The following is a 12,834-nucleotide window of genomic DNA, read 5'->3' as shown; positions in this document are numbered from 1 at the left end:
CCACGTCACCCGGCCGACCCTCTCCGAAAACCAGGGAGGGCCGCCATGCCGACGCCGTTCGAGGTGAACTGGAGCCGCGAGGCCATCGACAAGGTTCTCGCCCAGGTCCGCGCCTATGACTTCCCGCCCGCCCCGGAAGGCGGCGGCTGGGGGTATGGCTGCGACGCGGACTTTCTGCGCGACCTCTGCGCGTACTGGACCGACGGCTTCGACGTCGCCGCCGCCCAGGCCAACCTCAACCGCTTCCCGCAGTTCACGGCGACGATCGAGGATCTGGACATCCACTTCGTCCACGTGGTCGGCGAGGCCGGCGGCAAGCGGCCGCTGCTGATCACCCACGGCTGGCCGGGCAGCCACTTCGAGTTCTGGGACGCCATCGCACCCCTGGCCTTTCCCTCGCGCCACGGCGGCGTTCCGGCCGACGCCTTCGACCTGGTCATCCCGTCGCTGCCGGGCTTCGGCTTCTCGGGTAAGCCGAAACGGCCGTTGGGCCAGCGGGCGACGGCGAGAATCTTCGACACGCTGATGACCCGCGAACTGGGCTACGGAACCTACTTGGCCCAGGGGGGCGACTGGGGCGGGCTGGTCACCTCGTGGCTGGGTCTCGACCACGCCACGCACGTCAAGGCCATCCACCTGAACATGATCGGCCTGCGCCCGGCCGGTCCGCCCCAGACGCCCGAGGAAATAAACTGGATCACCGGCTTCGGCGCCCAGATGGACCTGTGGGGCGCCTATTTCCGCCTGCAGGCCAGCAAGCCGCAGTCCGTCGCCTGGCTGGGGGCCAGCAACCCCGTTGGCCAGGCCGCCTGGATCCTGGAGCGCTTCCACGACTGGGCCGACCTCTCGACCAAGCCGTTCGAGCAGGTGTTCAGCCGCGACCAGCTGCTGACCAACGTCATGCTGTACGTGATGACCGGCAGCTTCACGACCGGCGCCTGGTACTACCGCGCCATGCTGGAGGAAGGCGGGCCGGTCCTGGCCGAAGGCCAGCGCTGCGAGACCCCGACCGCCTTCGCCAACTTCCCCGGCGAGAGCATCTACAAGCCCCCGCCCCGCTCGTGGGCCGACCGGGCCTACAACATCACCCGCTGGACCGACCAGCCGCGCGGCGGCCATTTCGCGGCGATGGAAGAGCCCGGGCTATTCGTCCAGGACGTTCGGGACTGGGCGCGCTCGACCTAAGATTTTCTGGCCGGGCGGCGAGAATAACGGACCTCTTCGTGGGCGTTCGGGCGACTAAGGTCACGGCGTCGTTGTCAGGAAGAGCAACAGGAAACGCCGATGTCAGACCGCAAGCTTCACCCCGAGACCCTGGCTCTGCACGCCGGCTGGCGCGCCGATCCCGCGACGGGGGCGGTGGCGCCGCCGATCTATCAGACGACCTCGTACCAGTTCGAAAGCACCCAGCACGCCGCCGACCTGTTCGCCCTGCGCCAGCTGGGCAACATCTATACGCGGATCGGCAACCCGACGATCGACATCCTGGAGCAGCGCCTGGCCGCGCTGGAGGGCGGCGCCGCGGCCCTGGCCGTCGCCTCGGGCCAGGCGGCGTCGGCCTTCGCGATCCAGAACCTGGCCCGCGCCGGCGACAACATCGTCAGCTCGACCGACCTCTATGGCGGCACCTGGAACCTGTTCGCCAACACCCTGCGCGACCAGGGGATCGAGGTCCGCTTCGTCGATCCGGAGGACCCGCAGGCCTTCGCCCGCGCCACCGACGCGCGCACCCGCGCCTACTACGCCGAGACCCTGCCCAATCCGAAACTGACCGTCTTCCCGATCGCCGAGGTCGCCGAGATCGGCCGCAAGGCGGGCGTTCCCCTGATCGTCGACAACACCGCCGCCCCGCTGCTGGCCAGGCCGCTGGAGCATGGCGCGGCGATCGTCGTCTATTCCACCACCAAGTACATCGGCGGCCACGGCACCTCGATCGGCGGCGTGATCATCGACGGCGGCAATTTCGACTGGACCGCCCATCCCGAGCGCAGCCCGACTCTGAACACCCCCGACGCCAGCTATCACGGCGCGGTGTGGGCCGAGGCCGCCAAGCCGCTGGGCCCGATCGCCTACATCCTGCGGGCCCGCACGGTGCTGCTGCGGGACCTGGGCGCGGCGCTGTCGCCGTTCAACGCCTTCCAGATCCTGCAGGGCGTCGAAACGCTGCCCCTGCGCATCACCCGTCATAGCGAGAACGCGACGGCCGTGGCCAAGACGCTGTCGCAGACGCCGGGCGTGACGCGGGTGATCCACCCCAGCCTTCAGACCGGCGTTCAGCGCGAGCGCGCCGACCGCTATCTCTCCGGCGGTTATGGCGGGCTGGTCGGCTTCGAGCTGGCCGGCGGACGCGAGGCGGGCCGCGCGTTCATCGACGGCCTGAAGCTGTTCTACCATGTGGCCAATATCGGCGACGCCCGCAGCCTGGCCATCCATCCGGCCTCGACCACCCACTCGCAGCTGAGCGCCGAGGAGCAGCGGGCGACCGGGGTGTCCGACGGCTACGTCCGCCTCTCGATCGGCCTGGAGCATATCGACGACATCCTGGCCGACCTGACCCAGGCCCTGGCGGCGGCCCGGTAGGCCGATCGCCAGCCGCGCGGGTTCCGACTTGCCCGGAGCCCGCCCGCGCCTCTATCCAGAGGTCATGAAAAGCCCCCGCTACGATTTCGCGTCCGACAACGTCGCCGGCGCCATGCCCGAGGTCATCGAGGCCCTGGTCGCCGCCAACGCCGGCACGGCCTCGGGCTATGGCACGGACCATGTCAGCCGCGCGGCCGCCGACCGGATCCGCGGCGTGCTGGACGCCGATGCGCAGGTGCGGTTCACCGCCTCGGGCACGGCCGCCAACGCCTTCGCCCTGACCCTTCTAGCCCAGCCGCACGAGGCGGTTCTGGCCCACGAGCACGCCCACATCTGCACCGACGAGACGGGGGCGCCCGGCTTCTTCGGCCAGGGCGTTGGCCTGATCGGCCTGTCCGGCGCGTCGGGGCGGATCGACCCGGCCAGCCTGGAGGCCGCCCTGGCCCGGCCCGAGGTCTCGTACAACCAGCCCGCCGCCGCCCTGTCGCTGACCACCGCCACCGAATACGGCACGGTCTATTCGGAAGAACACCTGCGCGGCCTGATCGCGCCCGCGAAGGCCAAGGGCTGCGGCGTCCATCTGGACGGCGCGCGGCTGGCCAACGCGGTCGCCGCCGGCTTCGACCTGAAGAGCGTGGCCAGGATGGGCGTCGACATCCTGGTCATCGGCGGCACCAAGGCCGGCTCGACCCCGACCGAGGCCGTCGTGTTCCTCAATCCCGCCCATGCCCGCCGCCTGGACGCGCGCCTCAAGCACGCCGGCCAGCTGGTCAGCAAGGGCCGCTTCCTGGCCGCCCCGTGGCTGGGCCTGCTGGGCGAGGACGGCGAGGCCGGCCAAGCCTCCAAGACGCCCTGGGCGGCCCGCGCGGCCCACGCCAACGCCATGGCGCAAAAGCTGGCCGGGCTGATGCCCTTCCCTATCCGGCACCCGGTGGAGGCCAACGGGATCTTCGTCGAGATGGACGAGCCGACCCTGGAGCGCCTGCGCGGCGAGGGCTGGTTCGTCTACCGCTTCCTGGACGGCGCGGTGCGCTTCATGTGCTCGTGGGCCACCACGCCCGAGATGGTCGAGGACCTGGGCGCGGCGCTGAAGCGGGTGGCGTAGGCCGCGCCCTCTTCCGCCACCGCCAGACGCTCCACGCCCAGCAGCTTGGCGATCTCGGCCGCCGGGGCGGGGCGGCTGATGAAGTAGCCCTGGATCTCGGCGCAGCCCTGGCCGCGCAGGGCGTTCATCTGTTCCAGGGTCTCGACGCCCTCGGCCGTGGTGACGATGCCCATCGACGCGCCCAGGTCCAGCACGGCCTTGATGATGGCCATGGCGTCGCTGTCGTCGAGGATGTCGCGGACGAAGGTCTGGTCGATCTTGATCTTGTCGAACGGGAAGCTGCGCAGATAGCTCAGCGAGCTGTAGCCCGTGCCGAAGTCGTCCATCGAGATGCGCACGCCCAGGGCCTTGAGGTCGTGCAGCATCGACATGTTGGCCACGCTGTCCTGCAGCAGCACCGACTCGGTGATCTCCAGCTCCAGGCGCTGGGCCGGCAGGCCCGAGGCGGCCAGGGCCGAGACGACGGTGCGCACCAGCCCCCGATCGCGGAACTGGGCGGGCGACAGGTTCACCGCCAGGCGGACATGGGCGGGCCAGTTGGCCGCCTCGGCGCAGGCGTGGCGCAGCACCCACTCGCCCAGCGGCATGATCAGGCCGATCTCCTCGGCCAGGGGGATGAAGTCGGCCGGCGAGACCATGCCGCGTTCGGGATGGCGCCAGCGCAGCAGGGCCTCGCAGCCGGTCACCCGTTCGTCGTCCAGGTGATAGAGCGGCTGGTAGTAGAGTTCGAACTCGCCGTCCGCCAGGGCGCGGCGCAGGTCCAGCTCCAGGGCGCGGCGCGCCTGGAGCTGCTCGTCCATGGCCCGTTCGAAGAAGTGGAAGGCGCCGCGCCCGTCGGCCTTGGCGCGGTAGAGAGCCATGTCGGCCTTCTTGAGCAGTTCGTCGGCGTCCTCGCCGTCGGAGGGGGCGGCGGCGACGCCGACGCTGGCCCCGATCACCACCTGGTGCCCCTGCAGCTCGAACGGGGCGGCCATGGCCTCGACCACGCGGCCGGCCAGGCGGGTGGCGCCGCCCATGTCCGAGAGCCCGGTCTGGACGACCGCGAACTCGTCGCCGCCCAGGCGGGCCACGGTGTCGCCGTCGCGCACGCAGTTGCGCAGGCGCTCGGCGGCCTCGCGCAGCAGGGCGTCGCCCAGCGGATGGCCCAGGGTGTCGTTGACGGTCTTGAAGCGGTCCAGGTCGATGAAGTGCACCGCCAGCTGGTCGCCCTTGCGCGAGCGGCGGGCCAGGGCCTCGGACAGCGACTTCTGGAACAGCACCCGGTTGGGCAGGTCGGTCAGCGGGTCGTAGTGGGCCAGGCGGGCGATCTGGGCCACGCCCCGGCGGTTGGTCTCGTTCGAGGCCTGCAGCAGCCCCAGCACCGTGCCGACGCCCAGATAGCGCTCGTTCTCGGTGACGATGAAGCCGCGCAGCAGGTCCGAGGCGCGGTAGGACAGGCTGTCGGTGGTGAACTCGGCCAGCTCGGCGTCGGCGTCGACGACCAGCGGCTCGCGGTCCATCAGCGACGAGATCGGACGGTTGGCGTAGAGGGCGCGGCCGTACTCGGCGGCCATGCGCAGGAAGAAGGCGTTGCGCTCGACGATGCCGATCGGGCGGTCCTCGGCGTCCAGCACGGGCACGATCAGGGTGTCGGGCTCCTCGCGGAAGCGCTCGTACAGGGCCTTGCCCAGATCGTCCTGACGCGCGGGCGTCAGGGAAGAAACGGTGTCCCTCAGGGTGAACATCGCTACGCCTCCACTTACGAGCGGGAGGGACCATTTCCTCGGCTAACGAGGCGCTAATAGCTGAGCTTGCGACGGTGCATTTCGCGAAAACTTCACGACGCCGTCACAGTGTTTGTGGGCGCGTTTACTGTGCCTGACTACTTCTGAGAGAACCGCGGAACTAGCGCCCGGTATCCATGAAGTCCCGGGCCTTGAAGTCCTCCGGCGCGGCGACCTCGACCACCGGCTCGTCGCGGTCGTCGAACTCGGTGCGCAGGGCCCGGCTCATCACCGCGTGCATCTCGTAGAGGCAGGTGATGTAGGTCAGCTCCAGGATCTGTTCGTCAGTCAGGAACGCCTTGAGCGCCGCGAACACCCCGTCGGCGATCCGGCCGCCGTCCAGCACCAGGCCGTCGGCATAGGCCAGCACCGCGCGCTCCTGGGCGTCGAACACGGTCGACACCTGCCAGTGCGGCACGGCGGCGATCTTCTCCTCCGCAACGCCCAGACCGCGTAGCGACTTGCAGTGCTGGGAGAACACGAACTGGCTGCTCCGCGTCCAGCCGGCCCGGGTCTGGGCCAGCTCGCGCAGCACCGGATCGATCTTGCGGGCCGGGTCGCGATAGAGGGCGAAGCCCTGGGCGGCGTGGCGCAGGACGTCGGGACTGCCCGCGAACACCGTCCACCAGTCGCCGCGCGTACCGGTGGCCGTGCCGGGCTGGGCCACGGGGTCGCGATCGCCGAACAGCAGGTCGTAGAGCTTCAGCGTCCCCTTGTCGGCCACCTCGCCGCGCGGGATCTGGCGCAGGCGCGGCATCAGGCGGTCACCGGAACGGGTCGCGAGGCGCCCGCCGGTTCGTGCCGCACGTCCTCGGGTCCGAAGTCGCGGGTGAAGGCGGCCAGCTCCATCATGATGCCGTTGGGATCGGTGAAATAGACCGAGCGGACGAAGACGCCGGGGTGGAGCTTGCGGGCCACGCCCATCTCGCTGTCGTCGTGATTGACCACCACCGGCAGGACCGGCACGCCCGCCGCCTGCAGCCGCGTCACGCAGGCCTCGAGGTCGGCCTCGTCGACGGTGAAGGCCACGTGGTTCATCGAGCCGACGGCGGTCTTGGAGTCGGCCGGGAACTGGCGGACCGAGGCGATCCCCGGCGCGGCCGGCGGGGTTTCGGGCCACCAGAAGAAGGCCAGGCACGACCCGCCGCCGCAGTCGAAGAAGAAGTGCTGGCCGCCGTCCGGCAGGGCCACGGTCTTGACGAGGGGCATGCCCAGCACCTCGGTGTAGAACTTCACCGTCTCGGCCATGTCGCGGCAGACCAGAGCCAGGTGATTGACGCCGGTGATCTTCATCTCGGCTTCCTCCCGGAGACCGAGGTTACGCCAAAGCGGGCCGAGCGCCAGATTGCCCCTGCGTCCGCTATTCCCGCGCCTTCTGGGCGTCGCCCAGCAGCACCTGGCCAATCCAGCTGACGATCCCCGTCACCACCGCCGCCTGCACCCCAGCCCACAGGCCGGCCACCGCCAGACCGTCCAGGAACCAGGCGACCAGGCCAATCATCGCCGCGTTCACCACCAGCAGGAACAGGCCCAGGGTGAGGACAGTCAGGGGGAAGGTCAGGATCGTCACGACCGGCCGGACCACCGCGTTGACGATCCCCAGCAGGAAGCCTGCGATGATCAGGGTCTTCCACCCGTCGGCGGTGACGCCAGGGATGATCCGGGCGGCCAGCCACAGGCCGGCGGCGGCGATCAGGATGCGGAGAATGAAACGGATCATGCGGCGACTCCCCCTCGATTTGGAGGCAGATTGGCCTAACCGCGCGCCGGATCAAAGTGACGCCGCATTCATACAATATCCCAGCTGTGAACTCGGACATTACAAATGCGTTACCACTCTTCCAACCGCCGCTCCGCGAACTATCTATTCCCTCGTGTGGGGGATGATCGCGCGCGAATGGCGAGCGGATCCGCACGCAAGGGGATATGAATAGATGGCCGTGAATTCTCTATCGGTGATGTCGCCGGACGGCGGCTTGTCGCGTTACCTCACCGAGATCCGCAAGTTCCCGATGCTGCCGAAGGACGAGGAGTTCATGCTCGCCCAACGCTGGAAAGAGCATCAGGACTCCGAAGCCGCCCACAAGATGGTGACGTCGCACCTGCGTCTCGTGGCCAAGATCGCCATGGGCTATCGCGGCTACGGCCTGCCGATCGGCGAGGTGATCTCGGAAGGCAATGTCGGCCTGATGCAGGCCGTCAAGAAGTTCGAGCCCGACAAGGGCTTCCGCCTGGCGACCTACGCCATGTGGTGGATCCGCGCCTCGATCCAGGAATACATCCTGCGCTCGTGGTCGCTGGTGAAGATGGGTACGACCGCCGCGCAGAAGAAGCTGTTCTTCAACCTGCGCAAGGCCAAGAGCCAGATCGCCGCCTTCCAGGACGGTGACCTGCGCCCCGAGCAGGTCAGCGCCATCGCCACCAAGCTGGGCGTGCTGGACAGCGAGGTCATCTCGATGAACCGCCGCCTGTCGGGCCCCGACGCCTCGCTGAACGCGCCGCTGCGCGCCGACGGCGAGAGCGAGTGGCAGGACTGGCTGGCCGACGAGGAACAGGTTTCGCAAGAGACCCTGGTCGCCGACAACGAGGAGAAGTCGCTGCGGATGTCGCTTCTGGAAGAGGCGATGGTCGAACTGACCGACCGTGAGCGTCACATCCTGACCGAACGCCGCCTCAAGGACGACCCGACGACCCTGGAAGAGCTCGCCGCCCAGTACGGCGTCTCTCGCGAGCGCGTCCGCCAGATCGAGGTCCGCGCGTTCGAGAAGCTGCAGAAGACCATGCGCGAGGCGGCGATCGCCAAGAACATGGTGGATGCGTAACGAGCACGGCTCACGCAAGTGAGACGGAAAGGGGCGCTCTCCGGAGCGCCCCTTTTTCGTTGCCAGTCCGATGATCTACAAGGCTCGGACCATGACCTTGATCTGCGCCCACACTGGCCAGCCGGCCGTCTACCAGCGCTCGCCCGATGACTGCATGATCTGCGTCCTGGCGATGCTGACCGGCCGATCCTACGAGGATGTGGTCGCCGCCGCGCTCGCCCACGACGCCGCGTTCCCGGTCCAGGGGCCCATGAGCCATTCGATCCTGCGCAGCGTGGCGCACGGCTGGGGCTTCATGCTGCTGAGCGGCATCTACATGCTGTGGTCCAGTCCCGGCATCGTCGGCGTGCTGTCGCCCACCCTGCCGGGCACGGGCCACGCGGTGTTCTGGGACGGCGAGAAGATCATCGACCCCAAGCCCGGCGGCCAGGTTGATCGCGCCTATGTCGACGCCCACGGGCTAGAGTTCACCCAGCGCGCCCGCGACCTGCTTCCGCTGCACGCCCACGAACTGGCCATCGCCGCCGCGCGCACGACGGACGAGCCCTTCTGAAGCGCCCGCGCGTCGGGCTATAAGACCGCGATGACCGACGCTCCCCTGCCCCAGTTGATCCTGCTGCCCGGCCTTCTGAACGACGCCGAGCTGTGGCGCGACCAGATCGAGGGCCTCGCCGACGTCGCCCGTATCTGGGTACCGGACCTCGCCCCCTACGCCACGATCCGCGAGATGGCGCGGAGCGTGCTGGACAAGGCCGAGCCGAGCTTCGCCCTGGCCGGGTTCTCGATGGGCGGCTACGTGGCCCAGGAGATCGCGCGGCTGGCGCCGGAACGGATCGAGCGCCTGGCGCTGCTGGACACCTCGATCCGCGTCGACACGCCCGAGCGCGCCGCCCAACGCCGGGCGCTGAACAAGGCCGCCGCCAAGGGCGGGACATTCCTGGGCATCGGCCAGGCGATCATGAAATCCTATGTCGACGCCTCGCGCCTCGAGGACACGGACCTGACCACCCGCATCGTCGAGATGACCCAGCGCCTGGGCCGCGAGGTGTTCCTGCGCCAGAACAGCCTGGAGCGCGAGGACGGCGAGGCGGCGCTGAAGGCCCTGCGCGTCCCGCTGCTGATCATCGTCGGCGAGAACGACCAGATCACCCCCGCCGCCGGCCACCGCGAGATGGCCTGGGCGATCGGTTGCACCCATCTCGTGGTGATCCCCAACACCGGCCACATGACGCCGATGGAGGCGCCAGGCCCGGTGAACGGGGCCCTGCGCCACTGGCTGGGAAGGCCAGCCGGAAAGCGTTGACGGTCAGGGCCGCGCCACAAAACTGAGACAAAACTGTCAGGGAAACATCGCGTCCCGAAACTATCCCGACCCCCGGGCTGTCCAACCGCGCCTGCTCAAAACCGCGCGGAGCACAACAAGGGGATATCGATGAAGAAGACCACGCTCTTCGCGCTGGCGGCGTTCGCGCCGCTGGCCTTGGCCGCTTCGAGCGCCCTGGCCGCCACGGCGGCCAACGACGCGCCGATCGCCACCGCCGATGAGCCGACCCTGGCCTCGGAAGTCGTGGTCCAGGCCAAGATCGCCTACCGCAACCGCTCGGAATCGACCGCGCCGGTCCTGGAATACGGCCTCGACTACTTCCAGCGTTTCGAGCCGCTGACCGTCGGCGACGCCCTCAAGCGCGTGCCCAGCGTCTCGTTCCTGTCGGACGTGCTGGAATCGGACGGCGTGCGCCTGCGCGGCCTGGATCCGGCCTACACCCAGATCCTGATCAACGGCGAGAAGGTTCCCGGCTCGGGCTCCAGCTCGGGGGCGTTCGGCAGCGGCGCCGACCAGGCGTTCTTCGTCGACCGCATCCCCGCCGAGCTGATCGATCACATCGAGATCGTCCGCAGCAACAGCGCCAACCGTAGCGGCGACGCCGTGGCTGGCGCGCTGAACATCGTCCTGCGCGACGCCCTGGCCCTGGACGGCGGCTATGTCCGCGCCGGCGCCCTGATGTTCGACGACAAGCGCATCCGCGGCGCCTTCGGCGGCGTGTGGGGCGGACAGGTCGGCCCGGGCCGCCTGCTGATCGGCGCCAATGTCCAAGGCCGCCGCAACCCCAAGGAAAAGCTCAGCCTGCGCTACGACGAGCCGGGCGCGTCCCTGAACAACAACGAGATCCAGACCGACACCCGCAATGGCACGGACAGCTCGTTCAACATCGCCTACGACGTGCCGGTCGGCCCCGGCCAGCTGTCGGTGAACGGCTTCTACGTCCACACCGACCGGTTCCAGGACGAGGACTCGATCGAGTACAACAAGGGCGTCGCCGCCAACGCCAACCTGTCGACGATCAACAACAACGACGTCGACATCCAGCAGGACAGCTACTCGCTGAACGGCAAGTACAAGTTCCCAATGGCCGGTGGCGAGACCAGCATCAAGTTGGGTTACGCCGCCTTCCAGAACGACGAGTACGAGTTCGAGTACGAGACCGAGTACCTGCGCGACACGACTCCGTTCCCGGACGGCGACCGCTTCACCGGCGACCGGGCCAAGACCCGCATCACCGACGACGAGGTCAGCGCCAAGCTGGAACACAAGCGCGAAATCGCCGAAGGGACCGACCTGGAGTTCGGCGTCCAGTACGAAGGCAAGCGCCGCGACGCCCGCGTCAGCGAGGTTCCGCGCAACCGCTACAACCTGCCCTCGGCCAGCCCGCCCGCCTACGGCCCGTTCGCGATCAGCAGCAAGGCGCGCCTGGAGCAGACCCGCCTTGACCCGTACGTGATGCTGTCGGGCCGCTCGAACGGCCTGAAGTGGGAAGCGGGCCTGCGCTACGAGACCACGGACGTGAAGGTCCAGGACTTCGTGATCAACGCCAAGACCGACAAGGACTACAACGTCCTCCTGCCGTCGGCCTCGGTGCGCTACGACCTGACCGGCGCCGACCAGATCTACGCTTCGGTGGCCCGCACCGTGCGCCGCGCCGGCTTCGAGTACCTGTCGCCGGTGACCCTGGAAGAGGAGCTGGGCGACAACGACTTCCGAGGCGATCCGACCTTGGAGCCGGAAAAGGCCTGGGGCGTGGACGTCGGCTACGAGCGCCGCATGGGCCGCGACGGCGTGTTCGGGATCAACGTCTTCTATCGCGACATCAAGGACCTGATCGAGATCTACAACACCGGCGCGCCCGGCTCGGCCAACGATCCGCCGGACGACGTGACCTGGCTGTACTCGGCTCGCAACACCGGCGACGGCAAGGTCTACGGGATCGAGTTCGACCTCTCGACGCCGCTGTCGTTCATCGGCTGGGATAACACCGGCGTGTTCCTGAACTACTCGTACCTCGACAGCGAGGTGAAGGACGAGTTCGGCAAGCGCCGCTTCAACAGCCAGGCGGAGTCGGTGTTCAACGTCGGCTTCATCCAGGACATCCCGAGCTTCGGCGCGGCGTTCGGCATGACCTATCGCAAGCAGGGCGAGGCCTACAGCCGCGTCGTCGGCGAGGAAGTCACCACCACCTACGGCGCCGACCTGGAAGCCTTCATCGAGAAGCGCATCGGCAAGAACACCGTGGTGCGCCTGACCGGCTCCAACCTGCTGGACGCCAAGAAGGAAGAAACGTTCAACAAGTTCACCACCATCGCCGACCAGCGCGGCCGCTCGTTCGACGAGTACGAGCTGGAGCGCGAAAAGGCCGGCCCGGTGTTCCAGTTGACGGCGCGGATGGCGTTCTAAGGCCAGGGGCGATCGGAAACGACGAAGGCGGCGTCCGCGAGGGCGCCGCCTTTCTCGTTCAGGTCTTCCCCGGTGAACGGAGGATCTAAGCCGCCCGGCCCGCGTCCTCGGGGCTCATGAAGCCCATCAGGGCGTCGATGCGCTTGACCAGTTCGGCGCGGCCGCCGCGACCGGCCAGGTCGGCGCCGGTGCAGGATTCCAGCGCCGCGGCGGCCTGGATCAGGCGGGCGTCCTTGACGGCCTCGCCCACGCGCCTGAGCTCGACGGCCTGGGCCGCCAAGGCGCGGCGGGCCTGGGCCGGATCGGTGTCCAGGGCCTGGGCGGCCGACTTGACGATGCGCAGGGCCTGGGACAGGCGCGCGGCGGGCGTGCCGGCCTGGTCGGCCTCGCGCTTGCGCGGCCCCTTGTAGTCGGCCGAGTTGAAGCGTCGGCGATCGGGGCCGACATAGCCCACGGCCTCGACCCAGCCGCGCGGCTTCAGGGTCACCGCCTCGAGGCGACGCTCCAGGTCCTTCAGGTTGAAGGGCTTGCGCATGAATTCGTGAACGCCGGCGTCGCGGGCGCCGTAGATCGTCTCGGCGGTGGCGTCGGCCGTGCACATGATCACCGGGACCTCGCGGCACAGCAGGTCGCTGCGGCGGAGCTTGCGGGTGAAGGCCAGGCCGTCGACGCCGTTCTGGGCGTGCTCGACGAAGATCAGCTGCGGCTCGACTGCCCGGGCCATGGCGTAGCCCTTCTCCGCCGTCGTGGCCGAGAAGATCTGCACGCCGCCCAGCGGACGCAGGTGTTCGGCCAGCAGACGCCCGGTCGCGGGGTTCGGGTCGACGACCATCA

Annotated in this window: 13 protein-coding genes; 8 read left to right on the top strand and 5 right to left on the bottom strand. The window is 68.8% G+C overall.

Annotated elements, in window-relative coordinates:
• Positions 1 to 45: 45 nt before the first annotated feature.
• The 3 genes from K8940_RS04160 (at position 46) to K8940_RS04150 (ending at position 3,685) form a co-directional block, all read left to right on the top strand.
• Positions 46 to 1,185, top strand: coding sequence for an epoxide hydrolase family protein (locus K8940_RS04160; protein ID WP_223393267.1), 1,140 nt, complete (start codon positions 46 to 48; stop codon positions 1,183 to 1,185).
• A 99-nt stretch (positions 1,186 to 1,284) separates the two neighbouring features.
• A complete protein-coding gene (locus tag K8940_RS04155; RefSeq protein WP_223393266.1) occupies positions 1,285 to 2,580 on the top strand; it encodes an O-acetylhomoserine aminocarboxypropyltransferase/cysteine synthase family protein in 1,296 nt (431 codons plus the stop codon).
• A gap of 64 nt (positions 2,581 to 2,644) precedes the next feature.
• Positions 2,645 to 3,685 carry a beta-eliminating lyase-related protein gene (locus K8940_RS04150; RefSeq protein WP_223393265.1) on the top strand — a complete coding sequence of 347 codons (1,041 nt, stop codon included), beginning with the start codon at positions 2,645 to 2,647 and terminating at the stop codon, positions 3,683 to 3,685.
• On the opposite strand, the gene K8940_RS04145 is transcribed toward K8940_RS04150, so the two are convergent.
• From K8940_RS04145 to K8940_RS04130, 4 genes are all read right to left on the bottom strand, one after another.
• The gene (locus K8940_RS04145; RefSeq protein ID WP_411675580.1) at positions 3,586 to 5,409 is read right to left on the bottom strand and encodes a putative bifunctional diguanylate cyclase/phosphodiesterase; all 1,824 of its coding nucleotides are present in this window, start codon (positions 5,407 to 5,409) and stop codon (positions 3,586 to 3,588) included. The genes K8940_RS04150 and K8940_RS04145 overlap by 100 nt on opposite strands.
• A 160-nt stretch (positions 5,410 to 5,569) precedes the next feature.
• Positions 5,570 to 6,205, bottom strand: a complete 636-nt coding sequence (locus K8940_RS04140) for a carboxymuconolactone decarboxylase family protein (protein WP_223393264.1) — start codon at positions 6,203 to 6,205, stop codon at positions 5,570 to 5,572.
• Complete coding sequence (locus tag K8940_RS04135) at positions 6,205 to 6,741, bottom strand: VOC family protein (RefSeq protein ID WP_223393263.1); 537 nt, start codon at positions 6,739 to 6,741, stop codon at positions 6,205 to 6,207. Before K8940_RS04135 ends, K8940_RS04140 begins: the two co-directional genes overlap by 1 nt.
• Before the next feature lie 67 nt (positions 6,742 to 6,808).
• Entirely contained in the window at positions 6,809 to 7,168 is a 360-nt protein-coding gene (locus K8940_RS04130) for a phage holin family protein (protein WP_223393262.1), read from the bottom strand.
• 105 nt (positions 7,169 to 7,273) lie between these two features.
• Here K8940_RS04130 and K8940_RS04125 point away from each other — a divergent pair, with 105 nt between their 5' ends.
• The 5 genes from K8940_RS04125 to K8940_RS04105 all read left to right on the top strand — a co-directional run bounded on the left by K8940_RS04125 (position 7,274) and on the right by K8940_RS04105 (position 12,000).
• On the top strand, positions 7,274 to 7,378 hold the full coding sequence (locus K8940_RS04125) for a hypothetical protein (RefSeq protein ID WP_223393261.1): 105 nt from the start codon (positions 7,274 to 7,276) through the stop codon (positions 7,376 to 7,378).
• A gap of 4 nt (positions 7,379 to 7,382) precedes the next feature.
• A complete protein-coding gene (rpoH, locus tag K8940_RS04120; protein ID WP_223393260.1) occupies positions 7,383 to 8,270 on the top strand; it encodes an RNA polymerase sigma factor RpoH in 888 nt (295 codons plus the stop codon).
• Positions 8,271 to 8,361: 91 nt separating this feature from the next.
• The gene (locus K8940_RS04115; protein WP_223393259.1) at positions 8,362 to 8,823 is read left to right on the top strand and encodes a hypothetical protein; all 462 of its coding nucleotides are present in this window, start codon (positions 8,362 to 8,364) and stop codon (positions 8,821 to 8,823) included.
• Positions 8,824 to 8,853: 30 nt separating this feature from the next.
• Positions 8,854 to 9,573: an alpha/beta fold hydrolase gene (locus tag K8940_RS04110; RefSeq protein ID WP_223393258.1), complete on the top strand. Its 720-nt coding sequence runs from the start codon at positions 8,854 to 8,856 to the stop codon at positions 9,571 to 9,573.
• Between the two features lie 129 nt (positions 9,574 to 9,702).
• Entirely contained in the window at positions 9,703 to 12,000 is a 2,298-nt protein-coding gene (locus tag K8940_RS04105) for a TonB-dependent receptor plug domain-containing protein (RefSeq protein ID WP_223393257.1), read from the top strand.
• Positions 12,001 to 12,085: 85 nt separating this feature from the next.
• On the opposite strand, the gene K8940_RS04100 is transcribed toward K8940_RS04105, so the two are convergent.
• Entirely contained in the window at positions 12,086 to 12,832 is a 747-nt protein-coding gene (locus K8940_RS04100) for a response regulator (RefSeq protein WP_223395764.1), read from the bottom strand.
• Between the last annotated feature and the right edge of the window lie 2 nt (positions 12,833 to 12,834).

Origin of the sequence: Caulobacter segnis (assembly GCF_019931575.1) — a bacterium.
Lineage (GTDB): Bacteria > Pseudomonadota > Alphaproteobacteria > Caulobacterales > Caulobacteraceae > Caulobacter > Caulobacter segnis_C.
This window is presented reverse-complemented; position numbering and strand designations above follow the sequence as displayed.

Coding starts and splice junctions, on each gene's coding strand:
- K8940_RS04160 (WP_223393267.1), top strand. CDS start 46: ATGCCGACGCCGTTCGAGGTGAACTGGAGCCGCGAGGCCATCGACAAG.
- K8940_RS04155 (WP_223393266.1), top strand. CDS start 1,285: ATGTCAGACCGCAAGCTTCACCCCGAGACCCTGGCTCTGCACGCCGGC.
- K8940_RS04150 (WP_223393265.1), top strand. CDS start 2,645: ATGAAAAGCCCCCGCTACGATTTCGCGTCCGACAACGTCGCCGGCGCC.
- K8940_RS04145 (WP_411675580.1), bottom strand. CDS start 5,409: ATGTTCACCCTGAGGGACACCGTTTCTTCCCTGACGCCCGCGCGTCAG.
- K8940_RS04140 (WP_223393264.1), bottom strand. CDS start 6,205: ATGCCGCGCCTGCGCCAGATCCCGCGCGGCGAGGTGGCCGACAAGGGG.
- K8940_RS04135 (WP_223393263.1), bottom strand. CDS start 6,741: ATGAAGATCACCGGCGTCAATCACCTGGCTCTGGTCTGCCGCGACATG.
- K8940_RS04130 (WP_223393262.1), bottom strand. CDS start 7,168: ATGATCCGTTTCATTCTCCGCATCCTGATCGCCGCCGCCGGCCTGTGG.
- K8940_RS04125 (WP_223393261.1), top strand. CDS start 7,274: ATGCGTTACCACTCTTCCAACCGCCGCTCCGCGAACTATCTATTCCCT.
- rpoH (WP_223393260.1), top strand. CDS start 7,383: ATGGCCGTGAATTCTCTATCGGTGATGTCGCCGGACGGCGGCTTGTCG.
- K8940_RS04115 (WP_223393259.1), top strand. CDS start 8,362: ATGACCTTGATCTGCGCCCACACTGGCCAGCCGGCCGTCTACCAGCGC.
- K8940_RS04110 (WP_223393258.1), top strand. CDS start 8,854: ATGACCGACGCTCCCCTGCCCCAGTTGATCCTGCTGCCCGGCCTTCTG.
- K8940_RS04105 (WP_223393257.1), top strand. CDS start 9,703: ATGAAGAAGACCACGCTCTTCGCGCTGGCGGCGTTCGCGCCGCTGGCC.
- K8940_RS04100 (WP_223395764.1), bottom strand. CDS start 12,832: ATGGTCGTCGACCCGAACCCCGCGACCGGGCGTCTGCTGGCCGAACAC.